General features: G+C 69.2%; 23 protein-coding genes and 1 pseudogene. 13 read left to right on the top strand and 11 right to left on the bottom strand.

Going from position 1 to position 24,220, the window contains the following annotated elements; translation table 11 throughout:
* Positions 1-254: 254 nt before the first annotated feature.
* Complete coding sequence (locus O7603_RS07200) at positions 255-899, top strand: hypothetical protein (protein WP_281574892.1); 645 nt, start codon at positions 255-257, stop codon at positions 897-899.
* Here O7603_RS07200 and O7603_RS07195 read toward each other — a convergent pair.
* Complete coding sequence (locus tag O7603_RS07195; RefSeq protein ID WP_281574891.1) at positions 872-1,762, bottom strand: alpha/beta hydrolase; 891 nt, start codon at positions 1,760-1,762, stop codon at positions 872-874. The genes O7603_RS07200 and O7603_RS07195 overlap by 28 nt on opposite strands.
* Positions 1,763-1,976: 214 nt before the next feature.
* Between O7603_RS07195 and O7603_RS07190 the strand changes: the two genes are divergently transcribed.
* Complete coding sequence (locus O7603_RS07190) at positions 1,977-2,828, top strand: DNA methyltransferase (protein ID WP_281574890.1); 852 nt, start codon at positions 1,977-1,979, stop codon at positions 2,826-2,828.
* Between the two features lie 303 nt (positions 2,829-3,131).
* On the opposite strand, the gene O7603_RS07185 is transcribed toward O7603_RS07190, so the two are convergent.
* A complete protein-coding gene (locus tag O7603_RS07185) occupies positions 3,132-3,665 on the bottom strand; it encodes a TetR/AcrR family transcriptional regulator (protein WP_281574889.1) in 534 nt (177 codons plus the stop codon).
* A gap of 95 nt (positions 3,666-3,760) precedes the next feature.
* Here O7603_RS07185 and O7603_RS07180 point away from each other — a divergent pair, with 95 nt between their 5' ends.
* Positions 3,761-4,147 carry a nuclear transport factor 2 family protein gene (locus O7603_RS07180; RefSeq protein ID WP_281574888.1) on the top strand — a complete coding sequence of 129 codons (387 nt, stop codon included), beginning with the start codon at positions 3,761-3,763 and terminating at the stop codon, positions 4,145-4,147.
* A gap of 412 nt (positions 4,148-4,559) precedes the next feature.
* Here the strand turns inward: O7603_RS07180 and O7603_RS07175 are convergent, their stop codons facing one another.
* From O7603_RS07175 to O7603_RS07165, 3 genes are read right to left on the bottom strand one after another with little or no spacing between them, the layout of a single operon-like run.
* Positions 4,560-5,156, bottom strand: coding sequence for a maleylpyruvate isomerase family mycothiol-dependent enzyme (locus tag O7603_RS07175; RefSeq protein WP_281574887.1), 597 nt, complete (start codon positions 5,154-5,156; stop codon positions 4,560-4,562).
* On the bottom strand, positions 5,153-5,593 hold the full coding sequence (locus tag O7603_RS07170) for an SRPBCC domain-containing protein (RefSeq protein WP_281574886.1): 441 nt from the start codon (positions 5,591-5,593) through the stop codon (positions 5,153-5,155). The genes O7603_RS07175 and O7603_RS07170 overlap by 4 nt, the downstream gene beginning before the upstream one ends.
* Entirely contained in the window at positions 5,590-5,937 is a 348-nt protein-coding gene (locus O7603_RS07165; protein WP_281574885.1) for a metalloregulator ArsR/SmtB family transcription factor, read from the bottom strand. Before O7603_RS07165 ends, O7603_RS07170 begins: the two co-directional genes overlap by 4 nt.
* Positions 5,938-6,592: 655 nt before the next feature.
* Between O7603_RS07165 and O7603_RS07160 the strand changes: the two genes are divergently transcribed.
* From O7603_RS07160 to O7603_RS07140, 5 genes are all read left to right on the top strand, one after another.
* Positions 6,593-7,594 carry a DUF4192 domain-containing protein gene (locus O7603_RS07160; RefSeq protein ID WP_281574884.1) on the top strand — a complete coding sequence of 334 codons (1,002 nt, stop codon included), beginning with the start codon at positions 6,593-6,595 and terminating at the stop codon, positions 7,592-7,594.
* Positions 7,595-7,615: 21 nt separating this feature from the next.
* Positions 7,616-8,068 carry a hypothetical protein gene (locus O7603_RS07155; protein ID WP_281574883.1) on the top strand — a complete coding sequence of 151 codons (453 nt, stop codon included), beginning with the start codon at positions 7,616-7,618 and terminating at the stop codon, positions 8,066-8,068.
* A 111-nt stretch (positions 8,069-8,179) separates the two neighbouring features.
* Positions 8,180-8,497 (top strand): hypothetical protein, encoded by a 318-nt coding sequence (locus O7603_RS07150; protein ID WP_281574882.1) that lies wholly within the window; start codon positions 8,180-8,182, stop codon positions 8,495-8,497.
* A 147-nt stretch (positions 8,498-8,644) separates the two neighbouring features.
* Positions 8,645-9,337: a GGDEF domain-containing protein gene (locus O7603_RS07145; RefSeq protein WP_281574881.1), complete on the top strand. Its 693-nt coding sequence runs from the start codon at positions 8,645-8,647 to the stop codon at positions 9,335-9,337.
* Positions 9,334-10,629 carry a hypothetical protein gene (locus O7603_RS07140; RefSeq protein WP_281574880.1) on the top strand — a complete coding sequence of 432 codons (1,296 nt, stop codon included), beginning with the start codon at positions 9,334-9,336 and terminating at the stop codon, positions 10,627-10,629. The genes O7603_RS07145 and O7603_RS07140 overlap by 4 nt, the downstream gene beginning before the upstream one ends.
* 130 nt (positions 10,630-10,759) lie before the next feature.
* Here O7603_RS07140 and O7603_RS07135 read toward each other — a convergent pair whose 3' ends face one another.
* The 5 genes and pseudogenes from O7603_RS07135 to O7603_RS07115 form a co-directional block, all read right to left on the bottom strand.
* On the bottom strand, positions 10,760-11,257 hold the full coding sequence (locus O7603_RS07135; protein WP_281574879.1) for a hypothetical protein: 498 nt from the start codon (positions 11,255-11,257) through the stop codon (positions 10,760-10,762).
* Positions 11,258-11,273: 16 nt separating this feature from the next.
* A complete protein-coding gene (locus tag O7603_RS07130; protein WP_281576637.1) occupies positions 11,274-11,543 on the bottom strand; it encodes a hypothetical protein in 270 nt (89 codons plus the stop codon).
* 115 nt (positions 11,544-11,658) lie between these two features.
* A pseudogene (locus O7603_RS07125) lies at positions 11,659-11,952 on the bottom strand (hypothetical protein); the annotation flags it as partial.
* Between the two features lie 1,471 nt (positions 11,953-13,423).
* On the bottom strand, positions 13,424-13,852 hold the full coding sequence (locus O7603_RS07120; protein ID WP_281574878.1) for a hypothetical protein: 429 nt from the start codon (positions 13,850-13,852) through the stop codon (positions 13,424-13,426).
* 176 nt (positions 13,853-14,028) lie between these two features.
* Positions 14,029-16,467 carry a low temperature requirement protein A gene (locus O7603_RS07115; RefSeq protein WP_281574877.1) on the bottom strand — a complete coding sequence of 813 codons (2,439 nt, stop codon included), beginning with the start codon at positions 16,465-16,467 and terminating at the stop codon, positions 14,029-14,031.
* A gap of 367 nt (positions 16,468-16,834) precedes the next feature.
* On the opposite strand from O7603_RS07115, the gene O7603_RS07110 reads away from it, so the two are divergent.
* Positions 16,835-16,957 carry a hypothetical protein gene (locus O7603_RS07110; RefSeq protein ID WP_281574876.1) on the top strand — a complete coding sequence of 41 codons (123 nt, stop codon included), beginning with the start codon at positions 16,835-16,837 and terminating at the stop codon, positions 16,955-16,957.
* Positions 16,958-17,063: 106 nt separating this feature from the next.
* On the opposite strand, the gene O7603_RS07105 is transcribed toward O7603_RS07110, so the two are convergent.
* The gene (locus O7603_RS07105) at positions 17,064-17,927 is read right to left on the bottom strand and encodes an AraC family transcriptional regulator (protein ID WP_281574875.1); all 864 of its coding nucleotides are present in this window, start codon (positions 17,925-17,927) and stop codon (positions 17,064-17,066) included.
* Between the two features lie 683 nt (positions 17,928-18,610).
* Between O7603_RS07105 and O7603_RS07100 the strand changes: the two genes are divergently transcribed.
* The 4 genes from O7603_RS07100 to O7603_RS07085 are packed head-to-tail and all read left to right on the top strand — an operon-like array spanning position 18,611 to position 24,173.
* Positions 18,611-21,100, top strand: a complete 2,490-nt coding sequence (locus tag O7603_RS07100) for a glycoside hydrolase family 97 catalytic domain-containing protein (protein WP_281574874.1) — start codon at positions 18,611-18,613, stop codon at positions 21,098-21,100.
* Positions 21,101-21,128: 28 nt separating this feature from the next.
* Entirely contained in the window at positions 21,129-22,376 is a 1,248-nt protein-coding gene (locus tag O7603_RS07095) for a sugar ABC transporter substrate-binding protein (RefSeq protein ID WP_281574873.1), read from the top strand.
* Positions 22,373-23,305, top strand: coding sequence for a sugar ABC transporter permease (locus tag O7603_RS07090; RefSeq protein ID WP_281574872.1), 933 nt, complete (start codon positions 22,373-22,375; stop codon positions 23,303-23,305). Before O7603_RS07095 ends, O7603_RS07090 begins: the two co-directional genes overlap by 4 nt.
* A gap of 22 nt (positions 23,306-23,327) precedes the next feature.
* Positions 23,328-24,173, top strand: coding sequence for a carbohydrate ABC transporter permease (locus tag O7603_RS07085; protein ID WP_281574871.1), 846 nt, complete (start codon positions 23,328-23,330; stop codon positions 24,171-24,173).
* The last annotated feature ends 47 nt before the right edge of the window (positions 24,174-24,220 follow it).

Here is a 24,220-nt window from a genome sequence, read left to right as displayed (position 1 = left end):
CTTCGACGGGAGCTTCGCCGTCTGCGAGGGCTCCGAGATCTCGATTGGGACAGCCCGACCCGACAGCACGAGCGTTTGTCAGACCAGGACCGGTCGCGTCAGGTTCGCCGCGGTGAGGGTCCCGCGCGCCCGCTGACGGGGCTGTCAGGCGACCGGCGTGACAGGTTCTGTCAGGTCCCAGGAGGGTTCGACCGACCTGTCGGCGGCGCACTGGGAAACGTCAGTACGCCCGCCGGCCGGGGGCCACCAGCCCCATGACCGACAGAAACCACGACGGCGCACCGGTCCCCGTGGGGGACGTGGTGCCCGGCGACCCGCCCGTCCCGATCACCGTCTGGCCGGTACCCGCCCCACAGCGCGGCGAGACCATGTCCCACGCGATGGCTAGCCGGCTGGTCCACAACCTCACCCACCCGTCCGACCTGATCATCGACCTGACCCAGGGGCCGCAGCTGGCCCACGCCATCACCGCCGCCCGCCGCCGCCGTCACCTGCTGGGGGCGCGCTTGATGGGGTGGGGGAGCGGGGTGGCGATGCTGATCGTCACCGGTTGGCCACTCACCCGCGGTGCCGGCGCGGTGGAGTTCTTCGTCCGGTGCCGGGCGAAGCTCCTGCCCGGCGGATGCCTGGCCGTGCTGCTGGGGCACGGTGACCCGATCCTGCCGGTCGACGTCGTCATCGCGGCCAAGCAGGCATGCCTGTCCTACCTGCAGCACATCGTGGCCGCTGACCAGCCACCCACGCGCGGGCACCGGACTCAGATGGACATCCACACCGACGTGCTGGTCTTCACCCGAGCCGAGATTCCCGAGAGTTCAGGGAAATCGACCGGTTCTCGATACGAACCCGAGGGTTCGTCTGCGCAGTCACGCTATCGCCGATCCGGGAGTCCGCGGTGAACCTGGCCGAGGGTCTGACGGCTGTGATGCGTCAGGAAGGCGGTCACCGCTTCACGGAAACCGTCAGGGTTCTCGACCCACGGCAAGTGACCAGATCCCGCGAGGCTCACCCGTTGGCTGTTGGTCAACGCTTGGTGCAGCGAGTCGACGGCCCAGCGTGGGCGGATGTCCTCGGTGCCGTCGATGATCAGCACGGGCAGCTCGAGCGCTCGGCACCGCATGGCCATCTCGGAGTTGCTGAGCTCTTGCTTGACCTCGGCGTTGATGGCCTGGTTGCAGTCGTAGTTGATGCCCAGCCATGGGGTGGCCATGCGTTCGGCGTGGCGCAGCGCGGTGCCGTGGTCGGCGAAGTCGGCCGACCATTGCAGTACCGCCTGTTCGCGGTCCTCATCGGGCGTGCGGGCGCGGGCGCTGAGGGCCTCCCACCGGTCCAGATGATGTCCGAGCCGCAGCCTCATATTCCGCTTGTAGTGCGGGTGCCAGCCACGGTCGGGGTCGATGCCGGTCCCGGACACGTAGATCAGATGACTGACCCGTTCGGGGTGTTCGATCGCGTACCGCAACGCCAGGTGCGCACCCCACGAGTGGCCCAACAGGGCCATTCGTGGTCCGGCCAGTTGGTCGCGTACCGCGTCGAGGTCGGCGACGAAGCGGGCGACGCTGTATGGTCCGCGCCGCTGCGAGCGTCCACAGCCGCGCTGGTCCCATCGGATGGTGCGGGCACGACCTTCGAGCAGGCGGGCGACTGGGTCGAGGTAGTCCCACATGCCCGGACCGCCGTGACAGAGCACCAGCGGCGGCCCTGTGCCGGCCTGTTCGACCCACAGGCGGCAGTTGTCGTCGCTGCGCACGTCCCGGTTCATGGGCGACAGTATGGCGGCTGGCGCGGGACCGCTCTTCTGAGTGAAACGGCCAGGCCGGTTGGCGGTTGGCCGCGCGTGCCGGCCGGCGCGTGCCGTCGGACCGTGGTTCTACTCCGTTGGCGTGCTCAGCGAGGCGATCTGCCCAGCCAGGAGCACTTCCGCCCGTTCGTCACTCCAACGAACTCGCGGGATGCCGCACCGGGAGGCGACGATGATGTCTGAGCCGATGCCGGTCACGTCGCTGTGGTTGACCTGCCAGCAGCCGTCCCGTGACCAGCGACGCGGCCGGTACGTGCCGCAGTCGTCCACGCACCCAGGCAAGATGCTGCCCCACCTCGCCGCGCACGCCATCGCCTCCTACACCGCGCCAGGAGATCTGGTGCTCGACCCGATGTGCGGATCAGGCACCACCCTCGTCGAGGCCATGCATCTCGGCCGTGACGCGCTCGGCGTTGACATCGAACCACGGTTCACCGCCCTGGCAGCGGCCAACGTCGCCCTCGCCGCATCCCAGGGCGCCACCGGCGCCGCAAGGGTCATCACCGGCGACGCGACCCGTCTGCTGGATCTCGCCCCCGCGTCCGCGGTCGGCGAGGTTGGGCTCCTGCTCACCTCACCGCCGTACGGGCGGTTCACCCACGGACTGGTCCGGACGACCGGAGCCGGGGTCAGGAAGCGGGCCCATCGCTATGGCGACGGTGAGCGCGGCAACCTCGCCTACGCCGGCTGGTCAGGTCTCCTCGGCGGGTTCGCCGCGATCCTGTCCGCCAGCTACCAGCTGCTGCGCCCCGGCGGCACAGTCGTCCTCACCTGCCGGCCGGTGCGCCGTCTCCCCGACGACTTCATCGACCTACCCGGTGAGCTCCTGACGGTCGCGCAGTCGGTCGGGCTGACACCGGTGCAGCGATGCGCGGCGCTGCTCGCCGCCGTCCGCGACGGCCAGATCGTGCACCGCGCCTCGATGTTCGGGCTCATGGCGGTGCGGAAATCGCGGGCTCAGGGACTGCCCGTGCACCTCGTCGCACATGAGGATGTGTTGGTCCTGAGGCGAGGCCAGAAGTCGTGAAGTTCAGGCGAACCCAAGGGCTCACACAGCGAATGCGGTCGGCGGCGGTCGACCGGCGGGCGACGACGCATATGTCGTCGCCCCATGGTCAATCAACCACGGGGTGAAGCTTGGCCGGTGCCATGCCGATGCGCGGAGAGCACGGATTGCCGCATGATGGCTCGCGACCTTTCGCGAGGGCCAATCTCGCACGACCGACGCTCGGATCTGCCGATGTGCGGATGATTGATCAAGCAGTGGCAGCTGCGTCGGACAGCCCCTTAGCTGCGGTCAGGCATGGTCTGCCTCGGCGACGGGTGGCGGTCAGTTGCGTTTCAGGCCGGCGAAGATGACCGCGAGCGTACGGGTCTGCAGCTGCTCGTCCCACCCACCGTGCAGGGCTCCTTGGCACACGCTGGCAAGGAGTGCCATCACCTCGGGTAGTCGAACCGTGGCCGCGACGCCTCCGGCGGCTCGGGCTTGTTGCAGCAACCTGTCGACCGCGTCCTCCAAGTGGCTGACCGCGTCGGGCAGCCGGATGTCCACCCCGGAGCCGGCGAGCAGGTCGACGACGGTCTTCTTCGCTGCGGCCTGCGCGACCATGTGGGTCAAAAAATCGAACAGGTCCCGCTGTTCGGCGTCCTCGACAAGCTGCGCCAGCAACCGCTTCATGATCGCGGCGAGCAGGTCGTCCTTCGTGGGGAAGTGGCGGAAGACCGTGCCGATGGCGACACCGGCTCGTCGGGCCACCTCCTCGGTGGAGCCGCGGGGACCGAACTCGGCGAAGACCGCCTCGGCGGCGTCCAGGATGCGTGCGCGGTTGCGCTGCGCGTCGGCGCGCAGTGGCGTGCCCTCCATCAAAATGAGCCTCCACTCACTATCCTCGACGCAAGTCGAGTGTTGACTCATTATCCGGGAGGACCATCGTGACCCCAAGAACAATCTTCGACAGCATGCGCGCCCACTGGCTCGCGAACCAGCCCACCTACGAGGCTGAGATGCTCGCCGACGATGTCGTGATCGAGACGCCGTTCGCCGCACCCGGCCGCCCGACGCGCACCGTGGGCAAGCAGCGGGTCCTCGAGTACACACGAGCCAGCCAGGCGGCGTTCCCCGTCCGCTTCGACGACTGCCGCAACGTGGTCGTGCACGAGACCGCTGACCCCGAGACGATCGTGATCGAGTACGAACTGGTCGGCACGCACACCGCGACCGGGGTAACCGCCTCGGCGCCCTTCATCGCGGTGATGCGGACTCGAGACGGCAAAGTGGCCCACTGGCGCGAGTACCAGCACACCCTCGCCATCGCTCAGGCCGTCGGTCACACACAGGGCTCATGAGGGGCCAGACCGCCGATGGTGATGGCAACGAGGAACCAGCCGGCAGCCCCAGCACTGCAAACAATGCACCCGGCTTCGAAGATGGAGGTGACCGGCGATCCGCCCGTGTGCGGGAGTCGGCGCTCAAGCGCTGCCCCGCTTCGCGGTCGGCCTTGATCGAGTGCACGCTTCTGCCGCCGTCCGTGCGCGCCGGTACTCGACGAGCCGTCACGCTCGGTGTTCGGCGTCCCGTGGTGCCCGGCATCCTGAACTGCCGATGTGCGGACGTCAGACCGGGCCAACAGCGCAGGCCGAAGCTATCCGTATCTCTTGCCCTGCGGTAGCCGATACGGCAACACGTGGGGGTCGTGTTGGACATCCGCGCAGGTGCTGTTCCGGGGTTTTCATCTGAAGGCGCGTCGGCCTCGGTGTATCAGCCGCGGGGCAGTGTCCGGCCGTCGGGCAGCGCGCGGCCGCTCAGGAGTGCCACGAGCGAGCCGCTGTCGGCGCGAACGAGCTGGCCGTTTCCCCAGTTCCAGTCGGTGTCGGCGGCCTCGAGCCGGACATTGGTCAGGTCGACGCCGAACCAGGTGCCGTTGACGGCGGTGAGCTGGTCGAGGATGGCGGTCACCGCTTCTCCCGGTGCGACCGCGGGATGGCCGAGCGTGATCGTCACGTCCAGCGAGTGGATGACGGCATGGCTCAGTGCACCGACGGCACCGCCGCCCGGTGGCTGCCACGCGTGTAGTTCCGGCGATCGGAGTTGGTCGAGGAGGTCGGCGACCGGCAGCGAGGCGTCCCGCGCGGCCACGGTGTCGGAGAGCGTGGTGAAGTCGCCGCCGGCCGCCGCCATCTCGGCCCCGAACTGCTCGGGTGTCAGCCGCACCGGCATCGTCACGTGCGCGATCACGTGGCGGACGAGCCACTTCTCGCACAGCGACGGGGCATCCCACGTCTCGACGGGTGCGGCGGCGAGGAGATCGGCGAGCCGGTGGTAGGTCGGCGTCACCCAGGACTGCAGGTCGGTCACGATCGGTCTCCTTGCATGAGGTGGGTGAGGTGCTCCTCGAGCTTGTCGAGGGAGGTGAGAAAGCCGGCGCGGGCCTCGGGCGTGCGCATCGCCTCGGGCACGTGCCGCTGATGGATGACGACCGCGGTGCTGCCGTCACCGAGGTCGTTGAGCGTGCTGGTGGTGTGCATCCCGCTCGCCGGCTCGACCCAGGCGAGCCGCTCGGGCGGGACGACCTCGGTGAAGGTGGCGACCATCCGGTGGCTGCCGTGCTCGCCGAGCATCAGGGTCTCGAAGCGGCCGCCGGGGTGGAGTTCGACGATAATGCCGTCGATCGGGGCGGCCATGCCGCGCGGGCCCCAGAAGTGCGCGAGCTCAGCGGGCTCGGTGAGGCACCGCCACACCAACTCGCGCGGCGCGTGGAAGACCCGGCGGTAGACGAATTCGTCGTCGTTCACTGGTTCTCACGCTTCTGCAAGCGGGCGAGGTGTGTCTCCAGCCGGTCCATTCGCTCTGACCACGTGCGCCGGCTCTCCTCGATCCACGACACCGCAGCCTCGAGCGCCGCCGGTTCGAACCGGCACGGCCGTGTCTGCCGGTGCCGCCCCCGGCTGATCAGGCCGGACCGCTCGAGCACCCCGAGGTGCTGCGACACGGCCTGCATGCTCATGGCATACGGCTCCGCCAACTCCTTGACCGTCGCCTCACCCACGCTCAGCCGGGCCACGATGTCGCGCCTGGTGCGGTCGGCGAGCGCCGTGAACAGGGCATCGAGCCGCTCATCCTCGACAGTGGATTCCATGCGCAGTACTCAAGCAGCTGCTTTATCAAGTGTCAACTGGAGAGTGTTGCTCCAGCCAACGCCCGGCTGGGGCTGCGGCACCCTGCAGATCGGCTTTCCGCGTGTCGTACCCGGAGCAGGACAACGCCCGAGATGTCCAACAGTCCCCCAACGTGTGGCCGCACTGGCGCAGTTCGCCGCTCGGCGCAAAGCGGCAACGCCCGCTCATGCCGCTGACAGAGCGCGCTGTCGGCGCCCAGGCCATCGATCGAGTGGGCGCTCATGCTGCGCATTGAGTGTGTCGGCCGATCCGGTCAAAGGTGGGCTGTCAGGTTCTGCCAGACCGCTGGGTCTGACAGCCCCGCTCCCGCCGCACAAGACGTGGCTAGCCTGAAGGCTCATTTTCTTTAGTTCCTCTTGTGCTGGTCTGACGCGTCCGCGACGGCATCGCGCCCACCTTCCGGTCGGCCGCCGCCGGCGACCCGCAGACCTTCCGCACCCGCACCCCGGTACTCGCCGCACCGGTGACCGGGGCAGAGCACCCCCAACCCTTCAGGCGCATGGTCCCCGCGTCTGCTTCCGCGCAGACGTGCGCCAGCCGACGCCGGCAGACGCGCTCGTGCCCCCGCGCCGACATCCGCGGGCTCGACCCCGCCGTCCGTACACGGAGATCATCATGTCTTTCCCCGACAGCAAGCTGATCGTGCGTTCCGCCGCCGACCTGGTGGCCGCGGTGCCGTACCTGCTCGGCTTCCGACCCGGCGACGGCAGCATCGTTGTCATCGCCAGCCGCGACCGGCGGATTGTCTTCGCCGCCCGCACCGACCTACCCGCCCCCGGTACGCCCGCAGGTCACCTCATCGACCTCGCCGCCCACCTGGTGTCGGTCGTGCGGCGCCAGCGGCCGATCACCGACCTCATGATCATCGGCTACGGGACCGCCGACCACGTCAATCCCGCACTGCGTGCCGCCGGCGAGGCGTTCACCGCCGGCGGGATGACCGTCCGCGAGGTGTTGCGGGTCACCGGCACCCGAGTTGTCGACCTCACCTGCCACAACCCCGCCTGCTGCCCACCCCAGGGAATCCCGTGCGACCCCACCAGCTCACTGGTCGCCGTACAGGCCACCGCCGCCGGGCTCGTCGCCCTACCGGACCGGGCAGCCGTGGCCGCCCGATTCGCACCCGTTACCGGTGCCGCCCGCGACGGCATGCGCCACGCCACCACAAGGGCGGCCACCCGCCTCGAGGCCGCGAATACCGACGGCACCGACCTGGACGAGGCCGGTGCGCAAGCGGTCCGCGGTGTGCTGCGACAGCCCGACAGGCGGCTCACCGACGACGAGATCGCCTGGCTCACCCTGCTCCTGACCCGCACGCCGGTGCGGGACCTGGCCGTCGACCTCACCCCGCCACACGACCGGCACGTCACGCTCTGGACCGACGTCACCCGCCGCGCCGACGAACCGCTCGTGCCGGCACCGGCCACCCTGCTCGCCGTCACCGCGTGGCGCTGCGGCGACGGCGTCCTAGCGGCCATGGCCGCGGAGCGCGCCCTGCAGGTCGATCCCGCCTACCGGCTCGCCGACCTGCTGCTGCAGGCACTGCATGCCGGACTCCCGCCATCGGCGTTCGCGCACGCCACTGCCGGCGCTCGGACCAAGCCCGCAACCCAGTAGCCCAAACCCAGGAGGAACCCCGTGGATCCCACCCGCAGCATGCTGCTCGCCCTCGCCCGGCACGCCGAAGAAGCCCGGCTGCGCTGGCACGCCGAACGCGCGGCCGTCCGCGCCCGCGGTGAAACGCCGGCCCGGACCGAGGCGTACGCCTACCACGTCCAGGCCAACCTGAGCCTGATCACCGCGATCCGCGCTGCGGACCTGCCGGCCAGCTTCCGCCTCTACGACACCACCCTGTCCCGAGACCCGCTCACCGCCGCCGAACAACTCCGCCAGGTCGCCTCCGCCTACGACCACAGCGGCCCCATCGAAGCCGCGCACGAGGCAGCGCGCCTGGTGTACAAGGCGGCATTCGCCGAACCGATCAGCGCCCAGGAGCAGCAGTACGTCGACCTGCTCGCCGGTCTGCCCGTCGCGCGACGCGACAAGGTCGTCGAACTGGCCGAGGAACGCGCCCGCCACGCCGAGGCCTGAGAACGGTCTGCGATCCCACCGAGCTCGCCTGGCGCCACCCGCTGCGTCGCAACCCGTCGCACGACGACTCCTACCGGACGGACTCCGACCGCACCTGCGCGAAGGGAACAGATGAGCCTCTACACCCTTACACCCAAACCCGGCTTCGAGCGATACACCATCCAGGTCGGCTGGAACCCGCACCGCACCTACTTCGCCACTGTCGTCGACTTCGCCTGGGACCCGGTCACCGACCCGGACAACCAACCTGACACGGTCCGGCTCGGCCTGCACGCGGCGATCCTCGATCCGATCGAGGTGCTCTTGGCCGTCGAACCCTATGCCGAGATTTCCACCGCCCTGGCCGCTCAGCTCCGCGCCGCCCAGGCCGCCCACCCGCCACCGCCGCAAGCCACAGCGACAGCGGACGACCGGCCGGCATGGCCGTGACCACCTGACCGCACCACCCGCCGCCATCCCGGCGGCACGTCCCACGACAAACGGCCCGCCATCGGCGGGCCGTCGTCACATTCAGGACCCGGGACGCCCGCCTAGGAAACGTCGCGTCCCGGGTTCTCCAACACCTGGAGGACACCAGTGTTCACCACACTCACCCTGATTGCCAGCACCGCCGCGGCGCTCGTCCTCGCCGGATGGGGCTGCTACCTGGCCGCGGTGCTGCGACGCGTCCGCGCCGCCCTCGCCGACGCCCTCCGCTGCCTCGCCCGCGACCCGCTCACCGGGCTGCTCAACCGGGCCGGCCTGCGCGCCGCCCACACCGCCATCGCCGCCCCACAGCCGATCCTCGTCGCGCTGATCGACCTCGACGAGTTCAAGACCGTCAACGACACCCACGGCCACGACATCGGCGACGCCCTCCTCATCGAGATCGCCGACCGCATCGACGAAGCAGCTGCACTGCACGGCGGCGTCGCCGCGCGGCTCGCCGGCGACGAGTACGCCGCCCTGCTCCCTGTCCGCGGCAGCGATCTCGCCCGCATCGCCGAGACGTTCGTCGTCGTCATCGCCGAACCCCTCCAACTGACCGTGGGCGGCGACGTCGTCAAGGTCGACGCCACCGCCAGCGTCGGCATTGCCGTTGTCGACAGCAGCGACGGGCTCGAAGACGTCGCCCTGCACCGGGCCGACATCGCCATGTACCACGCCAAGCGCAGGGGCGGAAACCGGCACGCCATCTACGAGCCGGGGATGGCCATGCCCCCCACCCGGCTACGCCAAGGACCTCGGGTCCGCGACCGGCGCCAGCTCAACGACGAGGCGACGGCATGAAGGCCCCGCGCGGGGAGATGGCCTGCCAGATCTGCCTCGCCCCGCTGAACACCCTCGGCGTGCCGCCCACCTACGTGCACCCCATCCAACTCACCACCGACGGACACGAACCGGTGCCCGTCCCCGTCAGCCAACTCGACACCGTGCACCGCACCTGCGACTTCTGCGGAGACCCATACCCGACCTGGACCCTCGTCGGCGGCGACGTCTCCGCCGTCGCCATCGGTTCGCGTGCAGGCCTTGTGCAAAACTTCGGCCGCGCCTGGGCGGCCTGCGTGACCTGCCAAACCCACATCGACGACGGCAGGACCGACAACGTCATCGACCGAGCCGTACGCACGCTCGGCTTCGGCAACCACCCGCAGGCGCGAGAACGCGTCGCCCACCTGCACCGGGCGTTCCTCCACGCCCGGCTGCCCGGGCGAACACTCATCACGACGACCGCCTGGCCGCCCACCACCATCAGCGCCCGCGAACTCCCGAAGGTCCGTGACCGGCTCACCCGCTTCTACCGAGGCGCCGACGACCTCCCCACCACGCTCCGCATCAACGAGGCACGCCCACAGATCGCCGACGGCCTGGACCGATCACCCCTGTTCTGGATCGACAGCAACTTCACCGACCTGGCCGAACACGCCGTAGCGCATCTGCCCGACGTCACCATCAGCCGCGACCTCATGCCCTCCACCGACGGGCTGCTCACCTGGTCGCGGCCGGTCACACCCCGGCGGATCACCGCCGTCTCTTGGACAAGCGACGAGGACCGCTGGCACCTGATCACCTACCGGACCGCCGGCGCGGGCCTCGACGGCAAACCACTGCAGCGGCTACGCGAACAGGTCGGCTGGCTCACCCCGATCAGAGCCGCCCACGTTCGCGAACACGACCTGCTGCCCGGCGACCACCCGGCGGCGGCGCTGGTCGCGACATGGTTGCTCATCGCCCAGCAGGCCGCGGACATCAGGCCAGCGGACATCGCCAAAGCCGTTCGGAAGGCATACGCCCGCGCCGACCGCCCTGCACCCCAGGTGCGGATCGTGGGCATCCGCGGCAGCCGCACCACCACACCGTCCGGCACGCGCCCGGCCCCGGGTGACTCGGCGCCGGTGCGGACGACCCGATTCTGGGTCTCTGGCCACTGGCGCAACCAGCCCTACGGACCCGGCAGATCGCTACGACGCCCCGTCTACATCAACCCGTTCCTTAGAGGACCGGACGATGCACCGATCAAGCTCCACACCACAGTGCGCATACTCCGTAGCCCCAAACGACAGCCAGAAGATCAGCAGTAGATGACGATGATTGGGTGGTGGCAGGCCGACCTACCTGCCACCACCCGACTCGAACGGGCGGATCCCGAACGAGTAGGAGGCGGTCGACGGTCTACTCGCCCTGTTACAGGCCGTCGACCCTCTTCCGTGATCAAGCAGCGGTGGAGCGTATCAATGCCGCCAGTTCACGGTCCGGGCTCACGTTCTTGCCGTACAGGGGGCTGCAGGGCGTCCGGGCCAGCCGCAGTGACAGCGCGACGAGGTTGGTGCGGGCCGAACCGTTGGCGTAGATCTCGGCCAGCTTGCTGAATTCGTTCATGATCCCGACGACGCTGCGGCTGGCCGTCGGGGCGAACCGGCAATCCTGCATGTTCCGTAGCTCGTCGACGGTGATGGCCCTGGGCACCCGGTGGGCGTCGAGTACCGTCGCGATCTCATCGGGGATGCGGTCGGGAATGCTGCGCACCGGCGCCAGCGGCAGCAAGGCCGGCAGCAGAGTCCGCTCGTTCACCAGCAGCGCCAGCCGGGGACGCCAGAACAGCGCGGTGGCGTACCACGGGCCCAGCAGAGTCGTGTCGCGATCTCCTTCGACAGTTCGGGGCGGGTTGGCGTGATCGAGGAGTTTCCTGGTCGCCCGCACGATCAACATCTTGCACTCCAACCCGTCAGGCCCGGTGGCGGCGGACTTTCTCGATGACATCGCGGCCGTCGGCGTTCTGCTGGCGGGGCGCGTAGCCGGCCTTGCGGAGGGCGGCCATCGTGTCAGCTGTGGTGGCTTGGCTGGCCAGTACGGTCGGCGCGAGTAGACGCAGGTTGAGCTTGGCCAGCCGCTTGTCCGCGCAGATCTGCGCCAGCAGCGCGGTGTCGTCGCTGACCAGGGTGCTGGCCGCGGGCGCGACCTGCACCGATCCGTGCTGGCGGGCGACGTCGGCCAGCAGGAAGGCCAGCGGTTGCGGCAGTCCGTCTTCGGTGATCTTCGTCAGGGCTTTTTGCCAGACGTTGCTCGGTCCACCCTGCGTCGTACGCGTTGCGTACTGTTGTTGGGGTGAAGCGCCAGGTCGTGGCCGTTCCGCGGGACTCCACGACGGCGACGGCGTCGAGCAGTTCCGCCAGTTGCGGAGCTGGTGTTCCGACCACGACCGCGGTCAGGTCGGCCTGCAGCCGCGCGGTACGGGCAACCTCACCCAGGTCACCAACGGCCTCGGCGATGTCCTCACCGGCCAGCAGCGCCTGCCCGGCGGGGCTGATCGCGCCCGCGCCGAGAACCCCCAACGTCGTGGCCTCCTCCAGCAGGCCGCGCACCGTCGTGGCGCCACCGAAGGCCAGGGGCTGCCGCCACCACATCCACTGCGCCGCCTGCTCGAGATCGGTCGTCGCCCGGTCACCCAACGACCGCAGCGCGGTCATCCGGGCTCGCGCAGACCAGCTTTGGCCGTGCTCCGGAACCCACGGCCCGGTCTGCGACGACGGCAGATAGTCCAGCTCGACCCACGCCTTGAGCATCACCGACAGCCGCCGGTCCAGACTGAGCGTGAGCCAGCGATCGTACGCGGCCGTCGGCATCACGCGGTCGTCGAGTTCGGCCAGCCCGGCCTCCTCGGCGACCGCCAGGATCAGCCGCACGGTCGACACCGTCACGCCGAGCGTCCTGGCTGTCCGCGTCATCTCGCGCACACCCACGCCGCCGGCCTTGACCGTAGCCAACGGGTCACGTCCCGCCCCGTCCAGCAGCGCCGACATCAGCCCGACCACGGCGATGCCCTGCGCCTGGGCGTCGCGGCGTACTGTCGCAGGGTCCGGCGCGTGCCAGGCAACCGCCGGTTCCTGCGGCTGAAACGGAGCGCGGTAGTCCACTCCTCGCAAAGCGAGCGCGACCTGGCCCGCCAGCTGATATTCCTCCCAGGTCACGCGGTAGACCAGCCCGTGCTCCTCGGCCCAGTCCAGCGGATGCACCTGCCGGTAAGAATTCGGGTACCGGCTACGGTGTGCGATGCCGCTGCTACCGTAGTGACGGACCCGTCCACCGTCCCGGTCAGCCTTCTCCAACACCGTCCGCGTCGCTTTCGGCATCCGTTTGACGAGACCGTGAAGGTTCTCCGCATCGACGAAGAACTCCGCCACGGCCTCCAGCAGGTCCGCCTTGCGGCCCTTCGTAGGCAGCCCCAGCGTGCTCGCGACGACCTTCAGATCGTCGGCGCTCAACAGCGAGGCGAGTTGCCCAGCCGACGGACCGACACCCAGCGGACGGGCGAAGACCTCGCCCATTATGCCGTTTACCGCGAAGCGGCCGCGTAGCCGCGCGACCAGCCCCGCATCAGCAGCACGCTGCAGGTACGGCATCGCGTCGGCGCCGACCAACGCCGACACCTCCGCCTCGGTGACCAGGCCACCCAACGCCAGAGCCGCCTCCAACGCCTGAAGGGTCGGCAGGTCAACACCGGCAAGCTGATCATACAAATTCACGGGGCGCTCCCAGGACACACGGCGACAGTTTGCATCCAATCGCACGAACCGTATCCGCGCGTCGTGACCCCGCCAGCCGCCACACTTTGCGTTCAGCATCTGACCGGCCGCGGGTGTGGCGCCTGCCCTGGTACCACGGGCAAGGGCGCGTCTCTACCAACCAGCCAAGCCGGACACGCGATGACTCTGCTGGCGCCCTGCCCTTGGGGCGCACAAGGTGACGCGTCGTCACGTCCTCACCGACGTGAGGGCGCAGCTGGGGGAAACCGTCCTCCTGGGCCTGACGATCATGGCCTCGCATCAGCCGCATCCCGCGCCGGAACCGGGCATCCACGCCGGCGAGGCTACTCGTTTACAGGCCAGCGGCCACCGAGCTCGCCGTGATTTGGTGATGGGTCTTGGTGCGGTTCGCGTCGGTGGCGCTGCGCCGGGGAACGGCTGTGATCGGGGCGTCTCTGAAGGCGGCGACCCTGTCGGCGTCGCTGCTCTGCGCCCAGATCGGCGCGCGCACCGCGGCGAGGCAGCGGTTGAGGTTGCCGCCCCGGACTGACCCGACCAGCGACGTGCGCCCGTCATCGAGGAGGCGCCGCAATTGGCCACCGGCGGCCGACGGTGATGGGCACCAGACGAAGCGAGAGGGTTCGGGATGCCCGGCGGCCCGGTAGGCCGCGCGAGCGGCGGCTTCGGTGCGGTCCGCGGGTCCGGTGGCCAGCGCTGCCTGGGCCCACCTCGCGGCGATGTCTCGTGTTTCTGCGGACATCGGGGTAGTCGGGTTGGTCATGTGATCCTCCGGGGGTGCACGGGGATGTGGGGCGAGCGTGGCCGCCGACCGGCGAGGACGCACTGCCGTGCTCTCTGTGGGTGATCGGTTAGGTGACGTCAGGGTGACCAGTCCGGCCGCAGCCGCGTTACCGGTAGGTGGCGGACTGACGACGCGTGTTCAGGCACGCATCCCCGTTAGCGAGCTGGTCGGGCAATCGTGCCTCGGCGTTTTACTTCGATCGTGAGGAACCCGAGGCAGACTGCGGTGAGTGCGGCGAGCGCGGCCAGGGCCGGTAGTTGGGCGGTGGCGGGTGCCAGTGCTGTGATCACGAGGGTCTGGGCGATCCGGTGTGGGTGGGATCGGCGGGTTAGCCGCCAGCGGAACGCGTGGTCGGCGAGCAGGTAGATGATCACGCCACCGAATAGAGCGAGGTGCGGCAGCGGGTAGAGCGGGGCGCCGAGTTCGAATAGGCCTCGGCTGCCCAGCACGGACATCGTTTTGCCGAGCCCGAGTGAGACGAACACGATGCCGGCGATCATCGGCAGGTGCAGTAGCGCGTAGGCGTCCTGAGCGAGCACTGCACGCTGCTCTTGCTGGCTTGCGGAGAGCATCCGCTTGCCGTGTATGGCGGTGGTGCTGAAGTAGATCCACCAGAGTGCGGTGAGCAGGGCGGTGCCAAGTACGGTGGCGACGATGATCCGCGCGGAGATGGGCGTGTAGACCACGGCGGTGCCCATGGAGATTACGGCTTGGCCGAGCGCGATGATGATGATGAGGCTGTACCGGTCGGCCCAGTGCTCCGCGGACCATGTCCACGGGTGGCGGCGTGCGGCGAGCCGGTTGCCGACTAGGTCCACGGCGATGGCGGCGATCCAGAGCCCGGCGCGCGCGGGGGTCAGCAGCCGAGTATCCCCGGCCGGCTCTGGGATCAACGCGGCGGCAGACAGGATGGCGAGCGCCAGCAGGGTCGGTACCGCGTTGCGCCCCACGGCGGCGCGCTGCGTCGGGTTGTGCCGGACGTTGAGCCAGAACGCGCCGAGGAACAACAGCCGGATCAGCGCGTAGCAGGCCACGAAGACCAGCGGTCCTGGCAGGCCGCTACCGTCGGCGTTGAACGCTTCTGGGCTGGCCAGGGTGATCAGCGCGGTGAGCGCGACGACCAGCACCATCAACAGCAGCACCACCGGGCGCTCCGAGCGGACTGCGATGCCCAGCCAGGTGTAGGCGCACCAGGCAGACCAGAGAACGATGAGCACCAGCAGTCCGCGTACCACTCCACGCCAGGTCGGGTCCTCGGCCATCAGCGCGGCGACCTGCAGGAACGCGTATACGTAGACCAGGTCGAAGAAGAGTTCCTTCGGCGTCACCCCGGTCTGCTTGAGGAGAACGGGTTGTATTTCCGCGTGCAGCCGGCGGTGGCGGCGCCGGAAGACAGTGGCGTCGGCCAGGGCCATGGCACCCACCGCGGCCGTCAACAGCGCCAGTTGGGCCAGCACCGGCACACGAGGAGCGATCACTGCCAGGGATCCGACTAGCAGGATTCCGAGGATGGGTGACCGGCCGAGCAGGCGCAGCGTGCGCACCTCGAACAGGATCAGGCCGACGAGATAGAGGATCACCCCGCCGTAGAGCACGAGCAGCCGCATCTCGGCCGACGTTTCCGACGGCACACGCATCTCGGACAGCATGTGGTGGATGCCGAGAGCGACCAGGATGAGCCCGGCCATCATCGGCAGGTGCAGGAAGCTGTACGCGTCGCGCCCGAGGAGCGCTCGTCGGGCCTCCGATGCCCGTTCCAGCGCCTGCTCCGCGGCGAACCGAGCCACGTCGAAGTAGGTCCACCACAGGAACCCGGCAAGCGCGACACCGAGCAGCGCGCCAGCCAGCAGCTGCAGGGTGAGCGGATGCGCCACGGCCACACCCTGGCCCAGCCCGACCGAGATGATGGCCTCGCCGACACCGATCAGGATGATCAAGCTGTGCCGTTCCACCCAGTAGCGGATAGATCTTATCTGCCAGGTGCCCGAACCCAGCAGGAGAGCGCCGGCATACGCGGCAACGATCGCCACCGCGACCAGGGTGAACCGGATCCATTCGCGGGTCGCCCCGTCCGCGCCGAACCCCTGCTCGCTGTGCTCATACGACGTCACGAGGGCAGCAGCCAACAGCGCCAGCCCACCGGACGCGAGCGCCGGCCCGGCTTTCCGCAGCCGGCGGCGGGTGCCTGGTTCCGCCACACCGGCGGCGGTGGCGAACGTGAGGGCGCTACCGCGAGCGAGTATGTAGCAGACCGCGAACACGATCGGTCCTGAAAGCCCGCCGGGGCGATCGACGAATGCCTCCCTGGCCGTCAGGCCCAACACGAAGAGCAGCGCGCTCAGTCCGAACACGAACACCGGCATGATGCCCCGGTCCAGCCGGACGATGTTGCCCAGCCACGCGTACGGCGCCCAGCAACCCCACAACAGCACAAGCAGCAGCAAACCTCGGGCAAGGCCGGCCGGATTGAGGTGTTCGGCGGTCACACCCGTCACGTTCAAAAACGCGAACACGAAGATCAGGTCCAGGAACAGCTCCAGCCGAGTAACCCTGCCCTCGCCGTGGGCCAGATGGAGCCGACCGAATCCCCGCACAGACCTGACTCTGCCAATCAGCCGACCCCGTGGCTGATGATCGCCTCAACTAAGGGGAGGTCGGGACGGTGGCAATACACCCGCCTGCAGTAACTACCCAGGTCGGGCAATGCGCTCTGCGGGGGTTAGCTGAGGGCCCAGACCGTTGCCGGATCGCGACGCGCCCACCGTCGTATCCCCAACAGGGGAGGGGCGGCCCGAGTCATGGGGCCGCCCGGCCGCGATCGCTTCTTGGCGCCCCAGGTTTGGCCTCGGACCGGTGAACGACGGCGATGGCGGGCGACCTCGGTGCTCATCGGCGGCACCGTTGCCGGCATCTGGGACCTCCCGCTGCTGCGGACACAGGCTGAATGTCACGGTCGAACCGTTGACCACGCTCACCGTCGCCGAACGCCGGGATCTCGACGACCAGGTAACCCGTATCGGGAAGATCGTGCAGGGCAGACCGCAACTGACCACCGGCACGGTGACCGGAGGCGGCCATGCATAATCACGCCACCGTCAGCCGATCGGCGGGCACGTTCGTTCAATGCGCCCAGCGTGAGCGGGGCCGCGGCGGGCGAGGTGAGCGACCTGAGCCGCGCGAGGTTTACGCGCTAGCCGTCATGGCGGTTGCGGAAACTGCTCGGGCTCATCCCGTGGTGCCTCCGGAAGACTCGGGAGAAGTAGAAGGCGTCGTCGAAGCCGATCTCGGAAGCGATCTTGGCGACCGTCACACCTGTCGTGTCGAGTAGCTGCCGCGCCTTCGCCATCCGCAACGCGGTGTGGTGAGCCAACACCCCGCCTCCGGTCGCTCTGCGAAACAGGGTGCTCAGGTGCGACGGCGACACCCCCACCAGCTGCGCCAGCTCGGGCACGCTCACCTTCCCGTCGAGCCGCTCGGCCAGGTAGCTCATGGCGCGTTGCAGCGGGTCGCCCGGTTCGGGAAGTAGCCGGTCGACGCTGATCTGCGTCAACAGCTTCCAGGCGGCTCCCGCCGCGCCCAGTAGGCGGATGGGTGACTGGTCGCGTTCGAGGGAGGTGACGATCTCGTCCAGCAGCGCCACCGCGCGATCGATGGCCCGCACCGGCACCACGGGCCGCTCGGCCGTGGCCGCCATGCAGTCCATCAGCTTTGACACGTCCGAGCCCATCAGATGCGCCCACCAGATCGTCCAGGGCTCGCGCTCGGCGGCACCGTACTCGTGTGCGACGCCGTCGGGGATGACCAGCGCCTGCCACGCTCCGATCCGATGCATGCCCGAGCCGACGCGCGCCCAGCCCATGCCGGAGGCACATACGATCAGGACCACCTCGGGGGTGCCTCGAGGGCGGTGCATCCGGTGGTCGGCGGCATTGGGGTAGTACCCGGCGTCGGTGACGAGGAGCCGCCCGGTGATCGGACGCCGCAGGGCCTCGGCGACGAGCGGACGGGGCACCGAGGCCAATCGCTGCCCCCGAAATCCCTCCTGGAGCGGCACGGCTCTATCGTGCGCGGTTACCAGCGGATTGTCCAGGTGAACCGGCATTCGGCTTGCGCCTGCCGAAACGCGCCAGCCCTGGTCAGTGCCGTAGTCGCACCATGGCAGAAAGTCGTGCAATCCCCTGCCTGCGGTCTGCGTCATCGTCGTGACGGGCATACCTCGGTATCGCCACGACGTTCGCGCTGCTGCGCCTGCTGCCGCGCAGCGATCAGGGGTGATGGTGGTGCTCGCAGCGCGGGCTGCCGACTCTGCGGCCCGAGCCGGCGTGGCGGCCACGGTGAGTAGCACGCTGGCGAGCCATCGGTGGGTCGCGATCCGGCTCACGTGCGGGAAGATCCTCCGCGACTACCGCCGTGGCGCCCGCACCATAGCCGACACCGCTTTCCCGCATCGCCCATCTGCACGACATCGCCCGCGGGCTGTCGGGAGGACCACGGACACGCTGACGGAAATCTCGTCGGACGGCATGCGCGTCAACCGGATCACCATCGTGCGCTGATCGTCCCTGTGGAGGGGACGGTTCCCGACGTCTCGCCGCCACACGACCCCTTCAGACAGAAGCGGATCGTCCAGGCTCTGAGTTCGAATGAACATTCCCGGCGGGCTGCCGCGAACCTAGCGTCGGAGCCCTGCCGTGCAGGGGATTCGCCCGCTCGGCCCCCGTACGGCACGGAGACGATGTGGTCAACGAGATCGGCCCGACGGCGCTGTGTGAGCGCGTCGAGCCCGAGGTAGAGGTGCGAGCGGACGGTGTCGTCCTGCGTGTGCGCCGCGAGGGACGAACCGTCCTCGACAAGGTGCTGCTGGGCATCCGCGTCGGCGGTCTCGACCTGGACGTCGGTTCTGTCCTCCTGCGTTCCCGCGAGAGCGAGATCATCGACGAGTGGACCGCCCGTTCGGGTAAGGCGACGGGGACCCACCGGTACGCGCATCTCGAGACGGTCTACGAGCTGCGCCACGAGAGCGGTTTCGAGTGGCAGATTCACGTGAGAGCCAGCGCGGACGGGGTGGCGGTCCGCTACGTGCTTGCCCGGCTGGAGGGCCACGGACGGCTCGACGCCGACCGCACCCGGCTCACGGTCGCACCCGACGCCCGTGTGTGGGCGCTTGAGTACCAGACCTGGTACGAGACGCCGCGCTTCGGCGCCGACGTCGTCGAGCTGCCCCCCGGCGCGTACGGCTTCCCGCTGCTCGTCCGCCTGCCCCGTCCGCGACCGTATGTCCTGCTCACCGAGGCAGCGATCGACGGCCGCTTCAGCGGCGCCCACGCCGAGATCGACGACGAGGGCGGGACGCGGTTCGCGCTGGCCGACGAGTCCGTGGAGATCACCCGCGGTCCCGTGACCCCCTGGCGGGTGTTCCTGATCGGCGACCTCGCCGCGATCGTCGAAAGCCGCTTCGTCGATGAGTTGGCGCCCGCTCACGACCCGTCGACCGACGCGCGGTGGGTGCGTCCGGGCCGTGCCGCCTGGTCATGGTGGTCGGACTTCCACTCCGGGGCGCAGCTGCACCGGCAGCGGCACTTCGTCGACGTCGCCGCCCGCCTCGGCTGGGAGCATCTGCTCATCGACTGCGGCTGGGACGAGACCTGGGTACCCGAGATCGTCGCCTACGCGAGCCGCCGCGGCATCCAGGTGCACCTGTGGGCTGTCTGGCACGACCTCGACGGGCCGCAGAACCTGGCGAAGCTCGCGCTGTGGCGGTCCTGGGGCGTCGCCGGCATCAAGGTCGACTTCATGGAGTCGGAGTCGAAGGACCGCTACCGCTGGTACGACAGGATCCTCGCCGAGACCGCCCGCCTCGGCCTGCACGTCAACTTCCACGGCTCGGTCATCCCGCGGGGCTGGGCGCGTACCTGGCCGCAGGTCATCGGCTACGAAGCCGTTCGAGGCAGCGAGTACTACGTCTTCTACCAGGACACGCCGCTGACCGCCGCGCACAACGTGATCCAGCCGTTCACCCGCAACGTCGTCGGGGCGATGGACCACACGCCGGTCGCGTTCGGCGCGCCGGGGCGGACAACCAGTGACGGCCACGAACTCGCGCTCAGCGTCGCGTTCGAATGCGGCATCACCCACTTCGCCGACGACGTCGACGCCTACCTCGCCCGGCCGCAGGCCGCACGGTTCCTCGCCGAACTCGCACCCTCGTGGGATGAGACGGTGCTGCTCGCCGGCGACCCCGACCACGAAGCCGTCCTCGCCCGCCGCCACGGCGACCGCTGGTTCATCGGCGGCATCGCCACCGGGCCGGGGCGCCGGCTCACCGTCCCGCTCGACCGGCTAGCACTTGGGCCGGCCGACGCCTGGATCGTCGGCGACGGCGCTGAGGGCGGCCTGGCCTCCCACCGGCGGTCCGTCGACGGCGAACTGATCGTCGAGGTGGCGGACAACGGCGGCTTCGCCGCCATCGTCGCCGCCCGCGGCACCCAGCTGCACCGAGCCGTCGCGCGGCCCGAGCAGGCCGCCCCGCGGGTGGAGCCACCGGTCCAACTGCTCGGTCCCGACGGCACGGCCGTCCTGCGGACCGACGGACGCCTGCGGCTACCGCCCGGCTGGTCAGCGGAACACCTCGGCGGTGACCGCTGGACGGTCAGCGCACCCGCCGCCCTGGCACCAGGCCGGGCCGGCGTGGTCACGGTCGAGACGCCGGGCGAGGACGACATCCCGATCGTGGCGCACGCCCGACTGTTCCGACCCTTGACACCCGGATCCCACCGCCTGTCGACGCTGACCATGGTCGCGTTCGACAACGAAAGCGGCCCGATCGAACGCGACCAGAGCAACGGTGGCGGCAACCCGGCCGACGGTCGCCGCATGAGCATCGCCGGGACGGAGTTCGACGACGGGCTCGGCGCGTCAACGCCGTCCCGGATCGATTTCTACCTGGGCGGCTCGGCCGACCGCTTCACCGCCCGCATCGGGATCGACGACGAGACCCCCGGCACCGCCGCCCGGATGAGCGTGCACGCCGACGGGATGCAGCTGTTCAGCGCCGACGTGCGCGCAGGCGAACCTCCGCTCGACATCGACCTCGACATCCGTGGCGCCGACACGCTGTGCCTGCACGCGGACACCCTGCCCATCCGGTCGGAGCCGGCCCACGTCGACTGGGCGTCGGGCCGCCTCCACCTCCACCACACCACCGCCACCACCAAGGCCGAGCACTGAAAGCTCGGCCACCCACCAAGGAGAAACCATGCGACACGGCAAGAGATGGATCGCCGCCGCGGCCGTGCTGGCCACCCTCGCCGCCACTGGATGCAGCGGCAGCGGCGGGGGAGACGGCACGGTGACCTTGACCTACGCGACCTGGAGCGACGACCAGAAGCCGGCGATGGAGGCGATCGCCGAGGCGTTCGAGGACACGCACCCCAACGTCGATGTCCAGGTGCAGGTCCTGCCGTGGCCCGAGTACTGGTCGACCCTGCAGGTTGGCGCGGCCGGCCGGACCGCACCCGACGCGTTCTGGATGCTCGCCGACCAGTTTCCCGCCTATGCCAAGGGCAAGCAGCTGCTGGACATCACCGACGCGGTCAAGGCGGCGGGCGTGGACCTGGCCGCCTACCCCAAGGCCGTCCTCGACCTGTATGACGTCGACGGCAAGCTGTACGGCCTGCCGAAGGACTTCGACACGAACGGGATCTGGTTCAACAAGGCCCTCTTCGACAAGGCCGGCGTGGCCTACCCGGACGACAGCTGGACCTGGGACGACGCGCGTGAGGCCGCCCGTAAACTCACGAACCCCGCAGCCGGTGTGTGGGGCATCGCCGCCCCGATCGACCGCCAGGGCGGTTACTACAACAGTATCTACCAGGCCGGCGGCAAGGTGATCGGCGATGACGGCAAGGCCGCCATCGACAGCCCGGAAGCCGTCTCCGGTCTGCAGTTCTGGACCCAGATGCACGCCGACAAACTCTCCCCGACGCTCAAGCAGCTCTCGGACACCGAAGCGGTGCAGATGTTCATGGACCAGAAGGTCGCCATGTACTTCTCCGGCTCCTTCTGGGCCCAGCGTCTCTACGGCGACCAGGCACTGCGCCCCCACGTCGGCGTCGCACCGCTGCCGAAGGCGAAGCAGCGGGCCACGATGATCAGCGGCATCCTCAACGCCGGATACGCCGGCACCAAGCACCCCAAGGAACTCGCCGAATTCCTCATCTTCGCCAGCGGTAAAGACGCGGCCGTCATCCAGGCCAAGAGCGGCGCCGTGCTGCCCGCCTACCAGAACACCCAGCAGGGCTGGCTCGACGCGATGCCCGAATTCAACCTCAAGGTCTTCGTCGACGCCGTCGACTACTCGGTGCCGCTGCCGATCGCCGGTGACGCCGCCAAGTGGACCGGGCTCGAAACCCAGTACCTCGCTCCGGCATGGGACGGCAAGCAGACCCCCGCCGACGCGGCCCGGGCCTACAACACGGCGATCAACGAGGTCCTCGCGCAGTGACCACCGACGTCGCCAGCCCTCCCGCGCGGCAGCGCACACGCCGCCGCGCGGGAGGCCTCCTGCCCTCGCCGGGATGGGGCTACCTGATGATCGCCCCGGCGTTCGTCGGCCTCGTCGCGTTCTACGTCTGGCCGTTCCTCACCACCTTCGGCAAGAGCTTCATGGACGTGCCGGCCTTCGGGCCCGGCACGTTCACCGGACTCGACAACTACACCGAACTGCTCAGCGACGCGCGCTTCTGGCAGGCCCTGCGCAACTCCGCGCTCTACACCGCGCTCCTGCTGCTCGGCGTCCCCGTCGCGATCGTCCTCGCCGCGCTCATCGAACAGGTCAGCCGTGGCCGCGCCTTCTACCGGGTGCTGTTCTTTCTGCCCGTCGTGACGCTACCGGTCGCGGTCAGCATGGTCTGGCGGTTCATCTACAACGGCGACTTCGGTCTGCTGAACTACGTCCTCTCCCTGGTCGGCGTCCCCGGGCAGTACTGGGTCGCCGATGCGACCTTTACGATCTACGCGGTCGGTGTCGTCGGCATCTGGATGAGCCTCGGCATCAACCTCATCATCCTCGGCGCCGGACTTCAGTCGATCCCGCAGGACCTCTACGAGGCGTCCTCGCTCGACGGGGCGGGACGGGTCCGCCAGTTCTTCCGGATCACCCTGCCGCTGCTGTCGCCCAGCGTGTTCCTCGTGACCGTGCTGACCGTGATCTCCGCGCTGCAGATGTTCGACCTGATCTTCGTCATGCTCCGCAGCGTCAACAACACCGCTCTCGCAGACTCGAAGACCATCGTCTACCTCTTCTACGAGAAGGCCTTCGTCGAGTTCGACCAGGGCTACGGGGCCGCGATCGCGATCGTGCTGCTCATGGTGATCATGGTTGCCACCATCGTCCAGTTCCGCCTACAACGTCGGTGGGTGTTCTATGACTGATCAGATCCTGCGAAGCAGGCGCATGGAGCACGCGGCAGGCGGATCGAAGGCCTCCCGCCACGGCGAGGGGGCTATCCACCTCGTCCTCGCCGTCGCGGCAGTCGTCATGGTCGCGCCGTTCGTCTGGCAGCTGCTCACCATCTTCAAGTCCAACCGCGAAGCCTCCCAAGTGCCGCCGACGTTCCTGCCCGAGGGCCCGACGACCGGCGCCTTCGCCACGTTCTTCGGCTCAGTGCCGTTCTGGGCGCAGCTCACCGTCTCGGTGTCCGCGCTCGTGCTGCGCGTGATCGGGCAGCTCGCCGTCTCGGCGCTCGCAGGTTACGCGTTCGCCCGGCTCCGGTTCCCCGGACGCAGGCTCCTGTTCGGGCTGTTCATCGCCATGCTCATGGTGCCGAGCCAGCTGTTCCTCATCGGGCAGTTCGAAATCATCAGGGACTTCGGGATGCTCGACACTATTCCCGCCCTGGCGATCCCGGGCATGTTCTCGGCGTTCGGGATCTTCCTGATGCGGCAGGCGTTCCTGTCGATCCCCGCCGGGTTCGAAGAGGCCGCCCGGCTCGACGGGGCCGGACCCCTGCGGACGTTCTGGTACATCATGCTTCCGATGGCCCGCCCGACCATGGCGGCGCTGGCCGTCCTCACCTCGCTCTACTCCTGGAACGACCTGCTCTGGCCGCTCATCGTGACCCCGCGGGGCGACAAACGCCCGCTCACCGTTGGCCTGGCCGGCCTGCAGGGGCAGTTCGGGACCGACTACCCGACCCTCATGGCCGGCGCCCTCGTCGCGTCGCTGCCACTAATCCTGATCTTCCTGGTGCTCCAGCGGCAGTTCTTCTCCGGCATCGCCAGCAGCGGCCTGAAAGGCTGAACCATTGTCGGACTGCGCCGGACCCAGGCAACGAAGGGCGTTACTGG

It is taken from the genome of Micromonospora sp. WMMD812, assembly GCF_027497215.1.
Classification (GTDB): Bacteria; Actinomycetota; Actinomycetes; order Mycobacteriales; family Micromonosporaceae; genus Micromonospora.
Note: the sequence above shows the minus strand (reverse complement) of the source record. Positions and strands in the feature narration are given on the sequence as shown.